Genomic DNA, 19,155 nt, shown 5'->3' on the forward strand with positions numbered 1-19,155 from the left:
CGTCCGTGCCGGAAGACGTCGGCCACGGCGCCCACGGGCGGGTGCCCTGGGCGGCATGGGCCCGTGAGCTGCGTCGCCCCGAAGGGCGATGTCATTGACGGGCGCTGCTCCAATCAAGCCACGTCATCGCCCGTTCCGTTCACAGGCTGACGGCGACTTGCCGTATGGGGTTTGGCACGTGTTGTCCAAGTCTCGCGTTCTCCACTTAATGTTCGCCATCGCCACTGCAATCAAAGCAATGGCTCTCACGCGTCGGCCGCCAGCGAAGCAAGACATCCTTCGCGCGTTCATGTCAGCCCTTGCAGCGGCGCTTCGCGGAGTCGAGGGGGCGGGCACCATGGTGTTGGTAGACGTGCTGGAGGAGCACCTCGACGAGGCCGAGTTCCGGTGGCTGCAGTGGGAGAAGGCGCTGGGGGCGCCAGACTTTTCACTGATGGAGGTTGCGAGGTTGGAGGAACTCCTCCTCGCGCACCTGGACGGGCTGGTGGTGGGTGCATCCTCCTCGGTTGAATCCGTGCTGCGCCCCGCCTTCGCGACAGAGGACGCCTTCCGCATCTGCGCGGCGGCCTTCTCGCTGCTGGCCCTCGGCGAGGTGGACGAAGTCCTGCTGCGACTCCGCGAGGCCGAGCCCGAAGCGCGTGCCGCCATTCGACGGGCCCTGGAGCTCAGCGAGGCTCCAGGGCTGGGCGCACGCCTGCTCGACGTGTTGAGGCGGGAGGACACCGCGCCGCAGGCCGAGGTGCTGGAGGCGCTGGCGTTTCGCCAGGAGGCACCTCCGGAGGTGTTGGCGCACTTCTTCACCCATGGCGAGCAGCGGGCGCGGGTTGCGGCCCTGCGTGCGGCCCTGCCCTTGCCGGAAGACGCTGCGCGAGGGCTGCTTCCCAGCCTGCTGGACTCTGCCCACCCCAGCGTTCGCGCGGCGGCGATGGGGGCGGGACTCGCGTCTGGCGTGAGGTCGGCCTGGGAGACGTGCCGCACCGCCGTGCGCGCCCGCGATGCACACAGCCTCGAGGCCATGGTGCTGCTCGCCATGGGCGGCAGTGAGACGGACATCTCCTTGCTGCTGGGGCTGCTGGATGCGGAGCAACTCCGGCCCCATGCGCTCTGGGCCCTGGGCTTCAGCGGCCGGGTGGCGGCCATGGAGGCGTGCGTCGCGTACCTGGAGGTGCCCGTGGTGGCACAACTGGCCGGGGAGGCCTTCTCGGCCATGACAGGCCTTCGGCTGGAGGCGCCCTACGCCCTGCTCCCTGGCGAAAGGCCCGAGGGTGCTCCGCCGCCGCCGGAGTTGCAGGAGGACCTGGACGCGGACCTGGTGCCCAGGCCCGAGGACGACTTGCCCTGGCCGAACGTGGCCACCGTCCGGGGCTGGTGGGACGCGGAGAAGAAGCGCTTCGCGAAGGGGACGAGGTACCTTCTCGGCCGCCCCTTCAATGGCAGCGTCCTGGTGGAGGCGCTGGAAACCAGCCCCATGCGGCGCCGCCATGTCCTCGCCCGCGAGCTGGCGCTGCGGAGTCAAGGCACGTTGATGGTGCGCACTCGGGCCTTCACGCACGTCCAGCGCGCGGAGCAGGCCAAGGCCCGGGCAGCCAGCGCCCGAATCCACACGCGGTCCTTCGACAGCGGCCTGCGCTGAGGGCAGGCCCCAGGCCGCGCTCCTTCACTCGGCACGCCTCGTCACCAACCATGTGGGTACTTCAAAACCAGACACCCTATGCGGCGGAGCGGACGTGGATCCGTGACAAGGACGGCCACCACCACTGGGTCATCGCGCTCAAGGCGACCTTCGACGTCGACGACGCGGGCCACCTCCGCCCAGCCGACGCGCAGGAGCCTCCACTGCGGGAGCCCGTCTACTGGGGGGAGCCTGGGCGCTCCAGTCTGCGCTACGAGGCCGAACTCGTCGCCCCGAAGCTGAACACCGACGTCCTCATCAACGCTTGTGCCCATGCGCCCGGTGGGCGGCCCGCGCCCAGCGTCGAGGTGGCCGTCCGCATCCACGATGTGGACAAGATGCTCGTGGTGCACGGAGAGCGCTTCCATACGCGCGGCCTGGCGGGCGTGAGGCCTTCGTCTCCCCAGCCCTTCGTCACCCAGCCCATTCTCTACGAGTGGGCCTGGGGAGGCACCGACACGCGCGACGCGGACACGCGCAAGCACGTCAGTGACTCGCGCAACCCCGTGGGCCGCGGGGTGGTCAGCCGGGAGGCGCATCTGGTGGATCAGCCCGCCCACCGCATCGAATACCTGCGGGGCAACCCAGCGAAGCCGGGGCCGGCTGGCTTTGGCCCCATCGCCAGTTATTGGTCGCCGCGGCTCGAACTGGCAGGCACCTTCGACGAGGCCTGGCGGAAGACGCGATACCCGCTGCTGCCGCGAGACTTCGACGAGCGCTTTTCTCTCTGCGCCCCCGCTGACCAGCGGCCGTCGCGCCGCCTCGTGGGCGGAGAGAAGGTGGCCCTGGTGCACCTCACGCCGAAGGGCACGCTCCACTTCACGCTGCCGCGCCTGCGCTTCGGCTTCACCACCTGGTTCGGCGCCGTCCGGCGCTTCCATGAGGCCACCTTGGGCACCGTCGTCATTGAGCCCGAGGTGATGAAGGTGCGCATGGTTTTCCAGACGAGCTTGAGAGTCGGTCCCCAGGACACCGAGCGCCTCGACTTCACAGCCATTACCGAGAGGACGGACTGACATGGGCGTCGACGCGGTACTGGTGGCATCGGGAGCGCGTGCCCCGGTGGGGACGACGGCGGAGAGCGTCGCGGCGGCGGTGCGTGCGGGCATCAGCCGCGTGCGGCGCGTCCAGGTGCCGGAGCTGGGGCGTCAGGCCGATTCCTTCATCGCGAGGGACGGGCTGTTGGACGCACAGGAATGGAGCGGTGCGGCGCGCATGGCCGCACTGGGGGCCATGGCGTTGGAGGAAGTCCTCGCCAGGCTGGCACCCGCCATCCCCCCGGAGAATGTTGACGTGCCGGTGCTGGTGGGACTTCCCGAGGAACGCCCGGGCTGGAAGGCCGCGGATGCCGCGCGAGTCGTCGCCGCGCTCGCGGCTCTCGGGAGCGCGCGCCTGCGCCTGCAGGTGGAGCCTCGGCTGACGGGCCACGCCTCGGCGCTGGAGGGACTCCGAGAGGCCGTGACACGGGTGGGGCGCGCCGCCCGCTGTCCGCTGGTGATTGTCGGGGGCGTCGACAGCTACCACGACGTCCAAACGTTGGCCTGGCTGCGAGAGCGGAACCAATGGCTGGAAGAAGGGGCGCGCACGGGCTTCGCCCCCGGCGAGGCCGCGGCCTTCGTCGCGGTGATGGCCGCTCCGGATGCGCGTCGGTGGAGGCTGGCGCCCCACGCCACGGTGCGCGCCGCCGCCACGGCCCGTGAGACGAAGCTCATTCACACGGATGACCTCAACCTGGGCGAGGGACTGACGGCCGCCGTAGGGGAGGCGCTCGTGCCGATGGAGGACACGCGCGAGGTGGTGGCGTGCGTCCACAGCGACCTCAACGGCGAGCGCTACCGCTCCGAGGAGTGGGGCTTCGTCGCCCTGCGGCTGGGGGCCGCGTTCCGCGACGCCTCCGTCATTCACACGCCTGTGAGCAGTTGCGGCGAGGTGGGCGCCGCCACGGGGGCGTTGAACCTCGTCCTCTGCGCGCAGTCCTGGCGGCGTCGGTATGCGAGCGGCCCCCGCGCGCTACTCTGGGGCAGTTCGGAAGCCGGGTTGCGTGCCGCCGCACTGCTGGAAGAGCCACTGTCCGGAAGTGAAGGAGGAGTGAAACCATGGCCAAGGTAACCGTCAACTTCCCGAGGACGCCCGTCACCCAAGGCAGCGCGGGCGTCGCCGCGGCCACGCTGCCCAACGTCTGCAAGATGCCCGGCCCGCCAGCGCCCTTCGTGCCCACGCCCCTGCCCAACATCGGCAACAGCGGCGATTCGCCCGAGGGGTATTCAAAGACAGTCATCATCAACGGGCACTCCGTCGCCATTGCCGGCGCCAGCTTCGGCAGCAAGGGGGACCTGGCCAGCAAGGGGACGGGAGGTGGCCTCGTCTCCAGCAACACCCATGGCCCGACGAAGTTCATCGGCCCCGGCTCGATGAACGTCAAAATCGAGGGGAGAAATGTGCAGTTGCTGGGCGACCCCATGCTCAACAACTGCGGCCCGTCCGGCAGCCCCGCGAATGCCGCCACCATGACGGGCATCATCCAGGCCTCTGGCGTCATGACCGTCATCTACGGTGACGACATTCCGTGCTCGCTCTGCGGGAAGACGCACCCTCTGGAGGCGGGAGAAGAGGCGCAGACGGTGATTGCGGCGCTGTTCATACGACTCCAGGACGCGCTCGATGCACAGAAGCAGCAGATTCTCGAATACGCCAAAGTCAAAAAGGAAGAAAGAAACAAGGAGCGAAGGCTTGAGGAGCTAGACTGGAAGAATACGGATGAAAATCGAAAGAGCGGGAAAGGGCCAAACCCCTCTGAGCGAGTAGAGCTGGCAAGTCTACCGGGCGAACTAACCACTCTCAGGGGACAAATCGCCGCGCTCGAGGACTTCTTCGGCAGCCACGCCGTGCTTCGATACAACCGAGAGCGTAAGTCCTATGCCAAGGGTTACATGATTGGCGCCATGGTGTGCGTATGCACTGGCAAGAAGCTCGCGGCCTGCTCCGGCCAAGCTCCTCCTGGCTTTGCGAAGGCAGTGAAGTCACTGGGCTTCGAATGCGCAAGCGCGCCCGTCGATTCAGAGATTGCGAGAGAAGCTTGGGACTGCGCAGCCAAGCAAATCATGGAGAAGCATGGAGGGCATAAGCCCAAGCAACTCATTGAGCGTCTATTCTACCCAGCAGTCGAGGGACTCAAATCGGACAGAGGGCCCAGGATAAGATTCAAAGTGCGGACAGAGGACCTGGGAACCAAGAGCCTCTCCGAGCCAGAGGAGCGCGAACAGACATTTCAGAATGGCGAAAATGTCCCATCATGCTCGGACTGCCAGGAAAAGCTCTCGTCAATGTACTGCACGACAGCCTGCGCCTGAATCGGGAACCCACAATGAAATCACTCGTCGAGTTCATCGAAAACTACCGCCCCGGCTTCTCCAGCGAGATTGTCCCGGCGGACGAGATCGACATCGCACTCCTGGAGAAGAAAGCAGGCTCTCTTCCGGGCGCCTATCGTCGTTTCCTGGAGTCAATGGGAGCGAGCATGGGCGACCTTGAACTCGCAGAAGCCTCCTTCTCCATCGACGGAACTCTTGATGTCTACAACGCCAAGACATGGCTTCAACACGGGCGATATATCCCGGTGGCTGGAGATAATGGACCCTCCAGCTTTGATTGGTTCCTGGATCGGTCAAGTCCTCATGGACTCGATGACTGCTTGGTCGTCCGCAGACCATTGGCGAAAAACTACCCCCCCGAGGCCAGTTCTCCCCAGTATGTGGGGCTGGAGGAATTCCTCTACTGCGAAGCCTTCAAGGAGCTTCGGCTGCCGCAACTGCCTTTCCGGCGGAAGTTCTCATCACCGGATGATGCAGTTGCCCACCGTTCGGACGCGGTGACTGCACTGGCCGAGGAGAAGGGCTTCAAGCGCATCCCGCCCGCCGAGCACTGCGCGCTGTATGAGCGGGGAGACGCCGCGCTGCTGCTCTACCGGCACCCGACTCAGCCCACCTTCTCATTCATCCTGGGATGCGAGGACTCGGAGGAACTGGAGCGACTGCGCCAGGAGTTCGAGACACGAACGGGGCTGAAGAGCGTCGCCACGCGCTAGGCGCAGCGGAGGGGGCGGTACCTCCGCCCGCAACATGTTGGACCACGGCTCGACATGTCGTGTGCGAGGGACGCGCCTCGCCTCTGGCGAGGACACGGGCGTTGCATGGGATGACTTGCGCCCGGTGGACGCACTCACGGGAACATGACGTTGCCCAGGATGACGGAGCGCTTGTCGCCCTCCGCAGCCCAGACTGTCAGCGTATAGGGGCCCAGGCTCATGGTGTCCGTGGCCTCCGCTTCCACGATGAACTGGCCGACCATGCCCGCAGCGGTGGGCGCGGCCTGCCAGACGCGTAGCACGCGGAGCGCGGCCCCCTCGCGGGGAACCAGCGTCGCGCTCCGGGCCTCCCATGACGCGTCCCCGCGCAGTTCCTCGCATTCGACGAACACAGCCACCTGGGTGGCGGCGCGATAGGTCGTTGCGTTCGTTACATTGAGCGCGTTGCGCGGATGGAGCACGAGTTGTTCACGGCGCCATCGCGCCCGTATGCCATTTGCGTCCAGTTGCTTGGTGGCCAGCATGCCGGTGAGGCCATCTGGTAGGTTCCGGGCAGCCTCCATTCGCGCCAGTTCGCTTCGCAGGCGCCGCAGCTCTTCCTCCTTCTCCAGCAACTCGGCATGGAGCGAGTCCGCGCTTCTGGCCTGTCGGTGGACTTCCACCTGACGGTCGGCCAGGGTGGGGTGGGGCACCAACCTGAATGTCGCGCTCGTGGGCGCGGCGCCGTCCGCGAAGTGGACGGTCAGCCGCAACTGTTCGCTGTCCTCCACGCTCGCGGAAGGCATCAGCGTCAGGGTGTCACCCGCCAGTCTCACGCGGGTGAAGCGTTTCTCGCCTTCCAGCTCCGCGCGGGCCACTGGCGTGTCGAAGAGCAGCAGCGTGCCCACTCCAGGGCTGATGCGCACTTCCGGGGGCGGCGTTGCGGCCCGGGGCGCTTGGAGGCCTACCGTGAGGCGCCGCACTGTCTGTGCCCAGGGCCCGACAGGGGGCAGCGGAGTGGATGCAGCCTGCGCCGCAAAGAGCGTGTGAATGAGCAGTGCCGTCGCGGAGGCATTCATCAAGGGAGAGCCCTGGTGCGGGAACGCGGTGTCACTCGAAGCGCCTCACCACCTTTAGGCCCGCCACGGAGTCGATGATGGGCTCGGCGGGCGGATGGTTTCCTGACACGCGCGGCGTCCCACGCTCGTTGTCGCCTGGGTAGTAGAGCTCCATGCACACCGGGAAGCGCTCGCCGTCCTTCTCTGCTTCCGTGAAGCGACCGTAGATCCGCTCTCTCACGCTGAGCCGTCCGCTCAGAGTCGCGTTCGCCAGTTCATAGGGCGTGGCCCCGATGCGGACGCGCACCCAGCCCTCGCTCACGGTGATTCTTTTCGGAGTGCCTCGGGCGAAGATCACAGAGCCCAGCTCACCCACGCGGAGACCTCGCTCCTCCATCGCTTGCAGCGCACCCTCCGGGCACGGTTCGGAGGGGGGCGCGGGACGCACCTCGGGACCGCTCGTGCAGGCCAGCGCGGTGCATGCGGCAGCTGTGGCGGCGGCGCGCCGGGCCAGCGTGCCCACCGTGCGTGATGGCCGTAACGGCGGCGAAGATGAAGGATCGATGTCTGGCTTCTTCACGGGTGATGCTTCTTTCGGGTCGCGCGCCATGAGAGGGGCAGCGGTCGCGGGGAGGAGGTCCGCCAGTGAGGGCGGGACCGCGGCCCGGACAGCTTCCGGCGAGGTGTGCGGTGACGCCATTTCCGGACGCTCCCTGCTCGCTGGCGTCGCGCCGTCGCGTCGCGTGAGTTCCCATTCAAGCGTCAGCGCGGCCAGGCTGCTCACCATGAGCGCCAGTGCGGCGGGGCCCCAGGAACGCAAGGCCCCCGGCGCAAGCCGCTCGGGAGGCGCTGCGCCCCCAGGCGACGCCTCCTCCCGTACATCCCCTGGACTCACGCGGCCGCCCTCGGCGGAAGGCCGGATGGGCCCTGGTCGTCTGCCGCGCCTGGGTGGCGACAACGCGGGCTTACCCTGATGCGGCCATGCCTCCAGCCCATCCTGTGGTGGAGGTGGCGCCGAGAGCTCGGGTGACTCCTCCCACGACGCGCACAGCGGCCGGTCCCACTCGCCGTCCGCGGCGGTCAGCGCTGCCTTCAGGGCTTCGGCCAGGGCGGCGGCGCTGGGAAAGCGCGCCGTGGGCTGCTTCTCCAGCAGCCGCGAGCACACCGCGTCCAGCGGACCGGGCACCCTCGGGTTCACGGCGCGAGGCGGCTCGGGTGGCTGAGAGATGACGTGCTCCACCTCCGACGGTGTCCCCGGGGCGGGGAAGGGGGAGCGGCCCGTCAGCACCCAGTAGAGGACGACGCCCAGCGCATACAGGTCATCCGCGGCGGTGGGCGCGTAGTGCGCCCCCTCCACGCCCGCGTGCGACTGACGGAAGGCCAGCGCCTCCGGGCTGCGGTACTGCGGTGTGCCCGGGGGAAGCACCCCTGGGGTGAGGCGAGGCGCGCCGGGATAGGAGCCCACGCCGAAGTCCACCAGCACGGGCGCCCCGGTGGCATCCCGCACCATGATGTTGGACTCCTTGAGGTCCCGGTGGAGGACGCCTTTCGCGTGCGCCGCCGCGAGCCCTCGGGCCAACCCCAGCGCCAGCGCCGCCGCCTGCCGCGGGCTGGGGTTCTCCTCGTCCACCCACCGGTTCAGCGGTCGCCCCTCCACCAGCTCCATGGCCAGGTAGAACCACTCGGGAGCGGTGTCCCGCCACAGGCCGCACGCGTGGAAGCGCACGACGTTGGGGTGGTTCAGTCGTCGGAGGATGTCCACCTCCCGCTGGGCCCAACCGCCCAACGCGGCGAGCGACTGGAGCTTCAGCGCGAAGCGCGCGGTACCCCGCCGGGCGCGGAAGACGGCGCCGCAGCCACCCATCCCGAGCAGTCCTTCCACGACGAAGCCCCCCACCTGGGTGCCGATGGCCACGTCTCCCCGAAGGCGCAGGGCCTTCATACGCCCACCCCTGGGGGCTCGCTCCGCCGCGCGCCCCTCCTGTCAAGGTCATCGCTTCCCTGTCGCATGGGGCTTGTCTCTGGAGGGACGGGGCGTGGCGGAATGGATGTAAGACGGGCCACGGAGCGGAAGCGTGAATTTATCTTCTCCAAAACCCCAAAGGTAGAGTCTTGCCCTTCGCCTCGCCGTCGCTTCCACCCCAGCCATCCCCTCCGGATGCGCTACGTTCTCCCGCGTATGGACGAACAACTGGGAATGATGGTGGGAAAGGCGGCGCGTGAGGCGCGTGCGCGCCTGGGGTTGACGCAGGTCGAGGTGGCGGCCTTGGTGGATATGCACCCCATGGTCTACAGCCGGGTGGAGCGCGGAAAGATGGTCCCTAGCGCGGGCATGCTGCGCCGCCTCAGCATGGTCCTCCGCATCTCCACGGATGAGCTGCTGGGGCTGGCCCGGCCCGGCAAGGACGAGCGGCGTGAGCTGGAGAAGGAGCCGCCGCTGCTGCGCCGGCTGGTGACGTTGGCGCGTGAGCTGGACGAGCCGAAGCTGGAGGCGCTCGTCACGATGGCCCGCGCGCTGACCCGATAGGGGTGTCAGGGCTCCGTCGTCACGGCGGGAGTGGCCGCTCCGAGCTCATGGGCCTCCAGCCCGGAGGAAGAGAACCGCGCGTCGCCAGGCTTCGCCTCGTCGCGGTTGGCGGGCCTCGGTGATGAGGCGGGAGAGCTCCTCGGCGGCTTCCTTGCGGCCATAGGGGCGACCGTCGCCGGCCTCCCGAACCTGGACGAGGCACTCCCGTAGCGCGTCTCGCATGTCCTCCGCCGTGGTGTAGCGCTCAGCGGCGGGTTGGCGGAGGGCCTTCCTCAGCACGCTCCGGAAGCCCTCGGGCAGACCCGCGGTCGCTTTCTCCACGTCGTCTGGCGTGTAGGTGTCCATCCACATCATCAAAAGCATGAGCGGCAGCGAGGGTTCCTCCTCCTCGTCCTCCACGGGAGGCCACGGCCGCCATGGAGGAGGCTCCGCCAGCCTTTCCAGGGCGGCATGGAAGAGGTGGCGTCCCGTGGCCAGCTCCAGCAGGACGAGTCCCAGCGAGAAGAGGTCCGCCGCGGGAGTCAATGGCAGGCACTCCAGGTACTCCGGCGAGGTGTAGGCGGCATCTGCCTTGCGCAGGCTGGCCTGGGTCTCCTCGCGCACGCCAAGGTGGGTATAGGCCGCGCCGAAGTGCGTCAGCTTCACCTCCCCGCCCAGGCCCACGCTCACGTTGCGCGGGCTCACGTCCCTGTGAATCAGCCCGAGCCGCGCCCCGTGGTCATCCGCCAGCCGGTGCGCATAGGCCAGCGCGTCGGCGACCTCCGCGCCCACGTACAGTGCGAAGGACGTGGAGACTGGCTGGCGCCGCAGGGCCATCAGGCTCAACACGCCGTCCAGGGTGGGGCCGTCCACGTACTCCATGATGACGTACGGTTGGCCTGACTTGACGGTGAGCAGGAGGACCTTGGCGATGGCCGGGTGGTTCAGCCGGTAGGCCCGCTGGACCTCTTCCACCAACCGATGCCTGCGCCTGGACGTGGCGGGCGAGCGCACGCGCCGGATGAGGACCGGGCCGCTCGGGCCGTGGCGCTCCTGCCGCTCGGCCAGCATGAGGACCTCGCCGTTGGGACGTGCGTCTAAGGTGCTGACATAGATGTACCGCGTTCCCGCGACCTGGAAGAGGGTCGGCCCTCGCGCTGGATGCGCCAGGGCCCGCTCCTCCTCGGTCATCGGGTGGAGGCGGGGCTGCGTGGGGTGGGTGGGCACGGCGACTCCCGGATTTGATTTGTAAACCTCTACAGTTTATATGGAGATTGGAGTCGAGTGAAGAAGCGCATGGGGCATGGCGCAGCTTCACCTCCACGGTGGATGAGGCGTGGACCTCATCCCCGGGAGCGCGTGGCGGGGTGTCTCAGCTCCGGCGGCGGCGCAGCAGGGCCAGGGGTGAGGCGGCCATCAGCAGGGCCCACAGCGGCGCGCTGCCCGCGGCGGCGCAACCTCCGCTCTCCTCGCCCTTGTCATCCGGGGCCGCGCCCGGCGTGCCCTGACCCACCTTCACGCTCAGCTTCGTGGCGGCGGCCCGGTCTCCGTCGGTATGGAGGTCCGCGTTGGAGGAGTTGCCAGCGCCGAAGAGGGTGAGGGTGACGTCCGTCGCGGGGGCGACGAGGCTGAAGTTGAAGCGCAGCTCGTTGTTCGCGAAGGGCTGGGGCTGCGAGTGGGTCAGCTCGGCGCCGAGCTTCTTCATGCCCTCACCGGGTTGGAGCGTGGCCTCCGTGCTGTCCACGGCGATGCCCACGCCGCCCGTCCTGGCGGGGCCACCCCGGATGATGAAGGTGTACTGGCCGGTGGCGCCCGGCGCGAGCGTGGCGGGCCCTTCCAACGCGACGGTAGGGAGCTCCCCGCCCTGGTGGCAGGTGCTGCACGTGGGGCCTGTCTTGCCCGTCTGGCCGGTGACGCCCGTGCTGGTGGCGAAGGCGGGGATGGACCACAGCGATGACACGACGACGACGCCCGCGATGCGGAACGGAAGACGCATGGACTCTCCAGGAGATGGGTGAAACCAGGTGGTGCTACAGCCGGGGCCCCGCGTGAGCGGAGCCCCGGGGACTTCCGCTGGCGTCGGTGCCTAGCGCAGCTGGAGCAGGGAGAAGGACAGGCCCTGCGTCGTCAGCGTGGGCCGCCCGTTGTCGCCCAGCACGTGCAGCGTCGTGGACGCGGAGCCCGCGCCGAACTCGGTGTAGAGCGTCTGGTTCTCGGTGTGGAAGAGGAAGCTGCTGCCCGAGGTGGCCGGGAACTGGGTGTTCCGCGTCGCCGTCAGCGTGTTGAGATTCAGCGCCCACCACTGCCAGCCGGCGCCGCTCGCGATGCTGCGGGGGTGCGTGCCCTCCTGCACCGGGGCGACGCTCTCATCGAGCACGCGCAGGTACGCCGTGCCCGACGGGCCGGGGACGAGCGAGCCCGCGGTGCCGCCGCCCACGAGCTCCGACAGCGAGCGGTGGAAGCCGGCGTCGAAGGTCCGCGTCTGCGGGTCGAACCGCAGCAGGCACGGCTCCGGCGCCGCGTCGGCCGACACCCGGTGCACCGCCGCGCCGTAGGCCTCCGTCGCGACGTAGACCTTGCGGTCGGGGGCGAGCACGGCGTCGTGTGCGTAGCCGCATCGCTCATCCGTGACGAGGGTCGCCGTGTCCGTCGCCGTGTCGACGGCCACCACGCCCGTTCTCGGGGTGATGCCCACGCCGGCCACGGGGCGCCAGCCCACGGGAATGATGAGCTGCCCGTTGTCCGAGACGACCGAGCCCGAGAAGGCCATCTCCGTGCCTTCGAGCTTCAGGTCGTCCAGCGCGATGTTGCCAGTGACGGTCATCTCTGTGGGGTTCCAGATGACCGCCTGCGCGGTGATGCCGTCGAAGAAGTACGCCTTCGTCGCCGACACGAACTGGAAGTTCGCCTGGTACTCGCCCAGCGACATCACGCCCAGGCTGGCGAAGCTCACCGTGCCCGACTGCTCCAGACCGCCCTCCTCGGTGAGCGAGTAGCGCGTCACGACGGGGCTGTCGTCCGACACCACGTAGACCTGGCCCGACTTGCGGATGCCCACGCCCAGCGCACGGCCGGACACCTTGATGGCGCCGTCCAGCGACAGCTGCGCGGTCTGCTCCGCCTCACGCGTCACCACCACGTAGCTCGCCGCCGGGTCGGCGTTGAGGTCCTGCGTGGTGATGGCGTACAGCGGGCCGGTGTAGTCGTCGCCGGAGTCGTCGCAGCCGCCCAGCAGGGACAGCGCGAGCGCAGCGGCGGAGAGTCGGAAACCCGAGCGGGCAAACAGATGCTTCATGAAGACGGCCTTCCTGGAAGTGGAGTGGGCGCCGTTTCACCCGGAGCCGAGTTATGGGTCTGAGTGAAAACGATACGCATTCTCAATTTCAGGAGCTGTTTAGGCGGAATTCATGAAAAGTCAAGAAGCAGGCGGGAGGCCCGCGAGGCTCAGCGGTGGTGTCCGTGGCGGTTGAGCACGTTGCGCGCGTCCCGGATTCCTCCCCCTGCCTGTCATTGAAGGGCTTTGCCGTGCTTCCCCGCAAGGCAGGGAGCGTCAAGCCACGGCCCGTGGGCCGCTCAAGGGCAGCACGACGGTGAACGTGGCGCCCTGGCCCGGGGTGCTGGCCACGCTGATGTGGCCTCCCAGGGCCTCCACGAGCTGGCGGGTGATGAAGAGGCCCAGGCCCAGCCCGCCATAGTGGCGGCTGGAGACGGCGCGTTCGAAGCGGCCGAAGATGCGCTGCGCGTCCTCCGCCGGAAGGCCGATGCCGTGGTCCTCCACCTCCACCAGCGCCTGTGTTTCATCCGAGCGCACGCGCACGTCCACGGGGGCTCCGTGGCCGTATTTGAGCGCGTTGGACAGCAGGTTGGTGAGCACCTGCTCCAGCCGCATCCGGTCCCACTGGCCCGTCACGGGGGCCGGCGAGTCCACCGTCACCTGGACCCCCGCTGTCCTGGCTTCCGTTTCGAAGCGGCGGACGGCCTCGCGCACCAGTTCGTCCAGGTCCACGGGCTCCAGGTTCAGCTCCATGTGGCCGCGCGCCAGGCGGGACACATCGAGCAGGCTGTCCACCAGGGTCGCCAGGCGCGAAGTCTGACGCTCGCAGGACTGCACCCGCTGCGCGAGCTTCTCCACGTCCAGGGGCTCCTCGCCGCGAAGCTGGCGGTACAGCAGCTGGAGCTGGAGCTTGAGGTTGGTGAGGGGCGTGCGCAGCTCGTGCGCGGCGATGCTGAGGAAGTCGTCGCGCACCTGGACGGCGTCGCGGGCCTCGCCGGTCAGCCGCTGTTGCTCCGTGTTGGCGGCCTCGGCCGCGGTCCGGGCGCGGACTTGCGAGCGGGTGATGAAGAACAGCAGCAGCGTCACCATCAGCCCGGCGCCTACGACGGTGCCATGCTGCTCGGTGGTGCTGGCGGCGATGAAGGACTGGCGCGCGTTGAAGCGCAGCGTCCAGGTCTGGCCGGCCACGGGTATCTTCACGTCCTGCTGGAAGACGGGGACCCCCCGCGATGCCGGGAGGCTGGACGCGTAGAGGAGCGCGTCGTCGCGGACCTCCGGCCCGTCGTACACCTCCAGGTCGATGGTCTCCTGGAAGCCGATGAAGCGCAGCTCGCTCATCAGGTCCTCCATGGCGAGGGGGAGGTAGACGAAGCCGCGCAGGTTTTCGGTGGGGGGCGCAGGGGGCGGGAGGGCCCCCGTGCGGGTGTACACGGGGATGAAGATGACGATGCCCACGCGGCCCGCGGCGTCCTCCCAGCCTTGGATGAGCCGCACCTTGTGGGTGGCGGCCTGACGCCTCGTGCCCAGCGCGCGCAGCATCGCTGCCCGGCGGTGGGGCTCGGTGAGCATGTCGAAGCCCAGGCCCCGCTGCGTGCGCGCGTCCAGCGGGTTCATCATGATGATGGCGGTGTAGGCCTCGCGTGGGCCCGGGGGCCACACGGGATGGCCTGACTCCTGCCCGCTTCGGACCTTCGCGTCGTACCGGGCCACGTCCTTCGGCCAAATCCACCGCGTGAAGCCAATGCCCTCCATCCCCGGGAAGCTGCGGTTCAGCTCCAGGCTCTCCAGGTAGGCGTCGAACTCGTCCCGGGTCACGAAGCGGCTGCCGGTGAACAGTCCATGCACCCCCTGGAGCAGGGACTGGTTCAGCTCCAGGCGCTGCAGGAGGCTCAGCACCCCGTCGTGGACCGCGCCGTCGAAGCGGTGCAGGCGGCGCTCGTGGATGCTCTGCTGCACATAGGCCGCCGACGCGGCGGTGAGGAGCAGCCCCACCAGGAGCACGCAGTAGGCGGCGGCGTTGCGGCGCAGGTGGGAGGAGGAGTGCGGTGGCACGGTGGCCGAAGAAGGCTGGAATGGCGTCCGCCCGGGGGCCAGTGCCGGACGGTGCTCTTGTAACGTCCTGGCCGGTTCGCGCGTTCGCCAGGTGAATGAGTGGGTGAGATTCCGTTCACCTGGGTACCGGAGGGCCTTGGCATCCGGTAGGTCATGGCAAGCGAGGGAGGCAGCGTGCGGCACGTCATCGTCGTGGGTGCGGGACCGGGGGGCTTGTCGGCCGCCATCAACCTGGCGGGGCAGGGCTTCCGGGTCACCGTGGTGGAGAAGGACGCGGTGCCCGGGGGGCGGATGAAGGGGCTGACGCTGGGCGCGTCGGGCGAGTACGCGGTGGACACCGGGCCCTCCATCCTCCAGCTACCGGGCGTGCTGGAGCAGATATTCCGGCGCGCGGGCCGGCGGCTGGAGGACTACGTCAAGCTGCTCCCGCTGGACGTCAACACGCGGGTGCACTTCTGGGACGGCACGCACCTGGACACCACCCGGCACCTGGACCGCATGGAGGCGGAGCTGGCGAAGTTCGGCCCGCGGCAGGCGTCCGCGCTGCGCCAATGGATGGAGGACGGGCGGGAGAAGTACGGCATCGCCTACGAGAAGTTCATCTGCACCTCCGCGGACAACCTGGGCTACTACGCGCCGTGGCGGCTGGCGCCCACGCTGCGCTTCAAGCCCTGGCAGACCCTGTACCGGCAACTGGACGGCTTCTTCCACGATGACCGGGTGACGTACGCCCTGGCGTACCCGTCCAAGTACCTGGGCCTGCACCCCACGACGTGCTCGTCGGTGTTCAGCGTGATTCCCTTCCTGGAGCTGGCCTTCGGCGTCTGGCACGTGGAGGGCGGCTTCCGCGAGCTGTCGCGCGGCATGATGCGCTGCGCGCGGGACCTGGGCGCCACCTTCCGCATGGGCACGCCGGTGGAGAAGGTGCGCGTGGACGCGGGCCGCGCGGTGGGCGTGAAGCTCGTGGGCGGCGAGGTGCTGGACGCGGACGCGGTGGTGGTGAACGCGGACCTGGCCTACGCGGCGCGGTCGCTGATTCCGGCGGAGGCGCGGGAAGGCTCGCGACTGACGGACGCGGCGCTGGAGCGGGCGAAGTATTCGTGCAGCACGTTCATGGCGTACTACGGCCTGGACACGGTGTACGCCGACCTGCCGCACCATCTCATCTACCTGTCGGAGTCCGCGCGGCGCACGGACCGTGACGCGCTGGAGGACCGGCACGTCGACCTGGAGGACCCGCCCTTCTACGTGTGCAATCCGGGCGTGACGGACCCGTCCGGCGCGCCGGCGGGCCATTCGACGTTGTACGTGCTGGTGCCCACGCCGAACACGGGACGTCCGGTGGACTGGGCGAAGACGGAGCAGGCGCTGCGCGAGCGCATCCCCGCCATGCTGGAGAAGGTGGGGCTGAAGGGCGTGCGCGAGCACATCCGCGAGGAGCGCTACTTCACGGCGGAGACGTGGCGGGACGACTTCAACGTGTTCCGGGGCGCGGTGTTCAACCTGTCTCACACGTGGCTGCAGTTGGGGCCGCTGCGGCCGAAGGTGAAGAACCGGGACATCGAAGGGCTGTACTTCGTGGGCGGGGGCACGCATCCGGGAAGCGGCCTGCTGACCATCATGGAGAGCGCGAACATCGCGGCGGACTACCTGACGCGCGAGGCGGGCAAGGGACCGCTGCCGGGCTGGCCGTATGTGCCGCCGCTGGAGCCGGAGGCACCCGCCCAGGCTCGCGCGGGGTGAGCGCCGCGCCATCCGGTGGCGCGCCCACCCGGCAGGCGGGGAAGGGGCGCCCGCATCCGCCGGGCGGGACGGGGGCGAAGCTGGCATAGTTGCGAGGCATGCCCTTCTTCATCCCATTCGCGGTGGGTGGCCTGGTGCTGACGGCACTGGGCCTGGGTGTGCGGAAGGTGCTGACGGAGACGGGCGTCACCACGCCCGATGATGCCCGGCTGGCCCAGGCGCGTGAGCGGCACCGCGGGGCCGTGGCCGCGCTCCGGGCGGACCGTCTCCAGGTCCGCGACGGCGTGGGCACCTACGGCGCGCTCCAGGCGCGGGTGCACGCGGAGGTGCTGGTGCCCTTCGGCGCGCTGTTGGAGCGGCTGGAGCGCTGGGGGCACGTCCGGGAAGCCGAGCTGCTCGAGCCCGAGGCGCTGGAGGCGCTGCGCGCGCTCCTGCGCGAATCCCCGTCCCGCGCGACGCGGCGAACCTGGCCCCTGTTGGGCGCGGGGGTCGAGGTGCCCGCCGCGCTGGAGTCCGTGCTGGCGTGGCTGGACCGGGGCTGGCTGGACGAGGATTCGCCGCCGGTGGTGCTGGATGGGACGCCGCTGTACGCGGCCATCTCGGCCCGCGCCATCCTGGCGGGGAGCGCTCCGGAGGAGGGGGCGCGGGCGCTCGATGAGGCTTGCGCGCTGCTGGCCCGGACGACGGCGTTCCTGGGGGCGCTGCGCGCGCGGCTGACGGCGCAGGAGCAGCGGGTGGCGGGGCTGCATGGACGGGCCTCGGCGCAGCTCGCCTACCTGGACGCGGCCAGCTTCGAGGCGGGCGGCGAGGAGCCCCGGGAGCGGCTGACGCGGCTGGCGGTGCTCGTGGGCCAGCTCGCCGTGCTGCTGCGCACGCCTGTGCTGAGCTCGGAGGGGCGCCTGACGCCCATGCTCGCCGCGCGTGCGGAGGACGACGCGCCTTCCAACGGCTGAGGCAGCGGCACCGTGGCCCGCGCGCGAGCACGGGCGAGCCGCCGCATCAGACGTAGCGTTCAGCCAGCTGCGACACCTGTCCCGTCGCGTGGCTCACGGCCGAGGCCGCCTGCTGCGTGGTGTCCAGGTGCCGCAGCGTGTCCGTCGTCAGCTCATCCAACTCGCGCACCGCCGCGAAGAGCTGGTCCACGCCCGCGTGCTGCTGCGACACCGCCTCCGTAATCTGCCGCACCGCCGCCGCGGATTCCTTGGACAGTCCCGCCAGCTCGCGCAGCCGTTCGCCGCTGTGTCGCAGCGGCTCCAGGGCCTCGGCCACGCCCGCCGCGCCCTGGTCCGACATCGCCGTGGCCTGCTGGGTGGCCGCGGCCATGCTCTCCAGCAAGCCGCGCACCTGGTTGGTGGCCCGGACGGACTGGTCCGCCAGGTCGCGCATCTGCCGCGCCACCACGCCAAAGCCCTTGCCGTGCTCGCCCGCGCGCGTGGCTTCAATCGCCGCGTTGATGGCCAGCATGTGGGACTGGTCCGCCAGCGACTTCACCACCTCCGACACGCGGCCCACCTCGCGGGCGCGCTGCTCCAGGTCGAGCATCTGCTCGTGCAGCCCGGCCGCGATGTCGCGGATGACGGTGAGTCCCTTCTCCGTGCCGGCCAGGGACTCCTCTCCCAGCTTGCCCACGGCGGCGGCGCGCTCGGCCACCTGGAGGATGCTGGTGGCGCGCGAGTGTGTGACGTGGGACGCCTGCTGGATTTCCTGCGCCGTGGCGCGCGCCTGGTGCAGCGCCGCGGCCTGCCGCGACAGCGTCTGGTTCTGCTGGGAGCTGGCCTGTGACAGCCGCTGGCCCGCGTCGGCCAGGTCCCCCGCGGAGGCGCGCAGCGAGCGCGGCATCTCCTGGAGCCGCTGGTACAGCTGCCACGTGGACGCCGCCAGGTCGCCCACTTCATCCGAGGAGACCCACTGTGGCGGCGTGGCGCGGCCCTCCACCAGGGCCTCCAGGGACGCACCCACCGCGCGAGCCCCCCGGGCCAGCCGGCGGGCCGCCCAGGCCGCGGTGAGGATGGAGCCCAGCGCGGCATACCCGCCGAGCACCACCACCGGTTGCACCAGCTCCGCCTCCAACGGCCGCACCGTGGCCTGGACGCGCTCGGCCGCCGCGGTGTCGCCCTGCGCCGCCAGGTCCGCCGCCAGCGCGCCCATGCCGCGCTCCAGGCGCAGGTGCAGCGTGACGATGCTGGCCAGACAGGTGATGAGCAGCGCGGAGACCACCATCGCGGGCAGCAGCCAGAGCTGGCGCGTGGCGAAGCCCTCACCCGCGGGCTTCGTGCTGGGCGCGCGCTGATAGGCGTCCAGCACCGTGGGCATCATCACCCGTTCGAACAGCATGTACGCCAGCGGGCTGCTGAAGAGGCCCGCGCTCACCGCCACCGCCACGCCCACCATCACCACCGACGCCGGCCGGTCCAGGAGCAGCACCGCGCCGCCGTTGAAGAGGATGCCGCCCAGCGTCCACGACACCATCATCTCCACGAAGGCGATGCTGGAGGGGATGCGAATGAGCCGCTCCACCCGCGTCGTCCCCTGGGCGCTCAGGGCGCGCTTCATCAGCCACGGCATCACCACCAGCGGCTGCACCACCGCGCACAGGCCGAGCACCACCGGGGTGATGATGCCCAGGAAAATCTTGAACTCCCGCGCACCCGACAGGTCGAGCAACTGCATGTCGACGTAGACCGCGGGCGTGAAGGCCACCGTGGTGACGACAGACCGCAGCAGGTAGAGCCGGCGTAGCAGGGCGCCAGGGGTCGGTAGCGAGGAGGTGGCCATCGGGGAAGCGGT

Annotated in this window: 15 protein-coding genes; 8 read left to right on the forward strand and 7 right to left on the reverse strand. The window is 69.6% G+C overall.

The features are described 5' to 3' along the window. The first annotated feature begins 289 nt into the window (after window positions 1-289). The 5 genes from BLU09_RS06740 to BLU09_RS39280 are packed head-to-tail and all read left to right on the forward strand — an operon-like array spanning window position 290 to window position 5,756. Window positions 290-1,633: a TIGR02270 family protein gene (locus BLU09_RS06740; RefSeq protein WP_244171483.1), complete on the forward strand. Its 1,344-nt coding sequence runs from the start codon at window positions 290-292 to the stop codon at window positions 1,631-1,633. A gap of 50 nt (window positions 1,634-1,683) precedes the next feature. After that, window positions 1,684-2,688 (forward strand): DUF2169 family type VI secretion system accessory protein, encoded by a 1,005-nt coding sequence (locus BLU09_RS06745; protein WP_090487260.1) that lies wholly within the window; start codon window positions 1,684-1,686, stop codon window positions 2,686-2,688. 1 nt (window position 2,689) lies between these two features. Next, complete coding sequence (locus tag BLU09_RS06750; RefSeq protein WP_090487263.1) at window positions 2,690-3,781, forward strand: hypothetical protein; 1,092 nt, start codon at window positions 2,690-2,692, stop codon at window positions 3,779-3,781. Then, the gene (locus BLU09_RS06755; protein ID WP_090487266.1) at window positions 3,769-5,022 is read left to right on the forward strand and encodes a PAAR-like domain-containing protein; all 1,254 of its coding nucleotides are present in this window, start codon (window positions 3,769-3,771) and stop codon (window positions 5,020-5,022) included. The genes BLU09_RS06750 and BLU09_RS06755 overlap by 13 nt, the downstream gene beginning before the upstream one ends. A gap of 14 nt (window positions 5,023-5,036) precedes the next feature. Further along, on the forward strand, window positions 5,037-5,756 hold the full coding sequence (locus tag BLU09_RS39280; protein WP_244171484.1) for an SMI1/KNR4 family protein: 720 nt from the start codon (window positions 5,037-5,039) through the stop codon (window positions 5,754-5,756). A 134-nt stretch (window positions 5,757-5,890) separates the two neighbouring features. Here BLU09_RS39280 and BLU09_RS06765 read toward each other — a convergent pair whose 3' ends face one another. Together BLU09_RS06765 and BLU09_RS06770 are read right to left on the reverse strand one after the other, a co-directional pair. After that, window positions 5,891-6,814 carry a DUF2381 family protein gene (locus tag BLU09_RS06765; RefSeq protein ID WP_090487272.1) on the reverse strand — a complete coding sequence of 308 codons (924 nt, stop codon included), beginning with the start codon at window positions 6,812-6,814 and terminating at the stop codon, window positions 5,891-5,893. A 31-nt stretch (window positions 6,815-6,845) separates the two neighbouring features. Continuing rightward, entirely contained in the window at window positions 6,846-8,735 is a 1,890-nt protein-coding gene (locus BLU09_RS06770; RefSeq protein ID WP_090487275.1) for a serine/threonine-protein kinase, read from the reverse strand. A gap of 216 nt (window positions 8,736-8,951) precedes the next feature. Here BLU09_RS06770 and BLU09_RS06775 point away from each other — a divergent pair, with 216 nt between their 5' ends. Continuing rightward, entirely contained in the window at window positions 8,952-9,320 is a 369-nt protein-coding gene (locus tag BLU09_RS06775) for a helix-turn-helix domain-containing protein (protein WP_090487278.1), read from the forward strand. A 45-nt stretch (window positions 9,321-9,365) separates the two neighbouring features. Here the strand turns inward: BLU09_RS06775 and BLU09_RS06780 are convergent, their stop codons facing one another. The 4 genes from BLU09_RS06780 to BLU09_RS06795 all read right to left on the reverse strand — a co-directional run bounded on the left by BLU09_RS06780 (window position 9,366) and on the right by BLU09_RS06795 (window position 14,625). Next, complete coding sequence (locus BLU09_RS06780) at window positions 9,366-10,526, reverse strand: serine/threonine-protein kinase (protein WP_244171485.1); 1,161 nt, start codon at window positions 10,524-10,526, stop codon at window positions 9,366-9,368. A 145-nt stretch (window positions 10,527-10,671) separates the two neighbouring features. Further along, entirely contained in the window at window positions 10,672-11,295 is a 624-nt protein-coding gene (locus tag BLU09_RS06785; RefSeq protein WP_090487281.1) for an MXAN_6652 family MXYO-CTERM-anchored protein, read from the reverse strand. Window positions 11,296-11,385: 90 nt separating this feature from the next. Further along, entirely contained in the window at window positions 11,386-12,594 is a 1,209-nt protein-coding gene (locus BLU09_RS06790; protein WP_090487285.1) for an MxcI protein, read from the reverse strand. Between the two features lie 255 nt (window positions 12,595-12,849). Beyond that, window positions 12,850-14,625: a CHASE domain-containing protein gene (locus tag BLU09_RS06795; RefSeq protein WP_167371044.1), complete on the reverse strand. Its 1,776-nt coding sequence runs from the start codon at window positions 14,623-14,625 to the stop codon at window positions 12,850-12,852. Window positions 14,626-14,778: 153 nt separating this feature from the next. On the opposite strand from BLU09_RS06795, the gene BLU09_RS06800 reads away from it, so the two are divergent. Together BLU09_RS06800 and BLU09_RS06805 are read left to right on the forward strand one after the other, a co-directional pair. Next, on the forward strand, window positions 14,779-16,368 hold the full coding sequence (locus BLU09_RS06800; protein WP_090487288.1) for a phytoene desaturase family protein: 1,590 nt from the start codon (window positions 14,779-14,781) through the stop codon (window positions 16,366-16,368). Between the two features lie 98 nt (window positions 16,369-16,466). Then, window positions 16,467-17,321 (forward strand): hypothetical protein, encoded by an 855-nt coding sequence (locus tag BLU09_RS06805; RefSeq protein WP_244171486.1) that lies wholly within the window; start codon window positions 16,467-16,469, stop codon window positions 17,319-17,321. A gap of 46 nt (window positions 17,322-17,367) precedes the next feature. Here the strand turns inward: BLU09_RS06805 and BLU09_RS06810 are convergent, their stop codons facing one another. Next, window positions 17,368-19,143, reverse strand: coding sequence for a methyl-accepting chemotaxis protein (locus BLU09_RS06810; protein WP_090487294.1), 1,776 nt, complete (start codon window positions 19,141-19,143; stop codon window positions 17,368-17,370). Window positions 19,144-19,155: the final 12 nt, after the last annotated feature.

It is taken from the genome of Myxococcus virescens (genome assembly GCF_900101905.1).
GTDB classification, from domain to species: Bacteria; Myxococcota; Myxococcia; order Myxococcales; family Myxococcaceae; genus Myxococcus; species Myxococcus virescens.

Coding starts and splice junctions, on each gene's coding strand:
- BLU09_RS06740 (WP_244171483.1), top strand. CDS start 290: ATGTCAGCCCTTGCAGCGGCGCTTCGCGGAGTCGAGGGGGCGGGCACC.
- BLU09_RS06745 (WP_090487260.1), top strand. CDS start 1,684: ATGTGGGTACTTCAAAACCAGACACCCTATGCGGCGGAGCGGACGTGG.
- BLU09_RS06750 (WP_090487263.1), top strand. CDS start 2,690: ATGGGCGTCGACGCGGTACTGGTGGCATCGGGAGCGCGTGCCCCGGTG.
- BLU09_RS06755 (WP_090487266.1), top strand. CDS start 3,769: ATGGCCAAGGTAACCGTCAACTTCCCGAGGACGCCCGTCACCCAAGGC.
- BLU09_RS39280 (WP_244171484.1), top strand. CDS start 5,037: ATGAAATCACTCGTCGAGTTCATCGAAAACTACCGCCCCGGCTTCTCC.
- BLU09_RS06765 (WP_090487272.1), bottom strand. CDS start 6,814: ATGAATGCCTCCGCGACGGCACTGCTCATTCACACGCTCTTTGCGGCG.
- BLU09_RS06770 (WP_090487275.1), bottom strand. CDS start 8,735: ATGAAGGCCCTGCGCCTTCGGGGAGACGTGGCCATCGGCACCCAGGTG.
- BLU09_RS06775 (WP_090487278.1), top strand. CDS start 8,952: ATGCGCTACGTTCTCCCGCGTATGGACGAACAACTGGGAATGATGGTG.
- BLU09_RS06785 (WP_090487281.1), bottom strand. CDS start 11,295: ATGCGTCTTCCGTTCCGCATCGCGGGCGTCGTCGTCGTGTCATCGCTG.
- BLU09_RS06790 (WP_090487285.1), bottom strand. CDS start 12,594: ATGAAGCATCTGTTTGCCCGCTCGGGTTTCCGACTCTCCGCCGCTGCG.
- BLU09_RS06800 (WP_090487288.1), top strand. CDS start 14,779: ATGGCAAGCGAGGGAGGCAGCGTGCGGCACGTCATCGTCGTGGGTGCG.
- BLU09_RS06805 (WP_244171486.1), top strand. CDS start 16,467: ATGCCCTTCTTCATCCCATTCGCGGTGGGTGGCCTGGTGCTGACGGCA.
- BLU09_RS06810 (WP_090487294.1), bottom strand. CDS start 19,143: ATGGCCACCTCCTCGCTACCGACCCCTGGCGCCCTGCTACGCCGGCTC.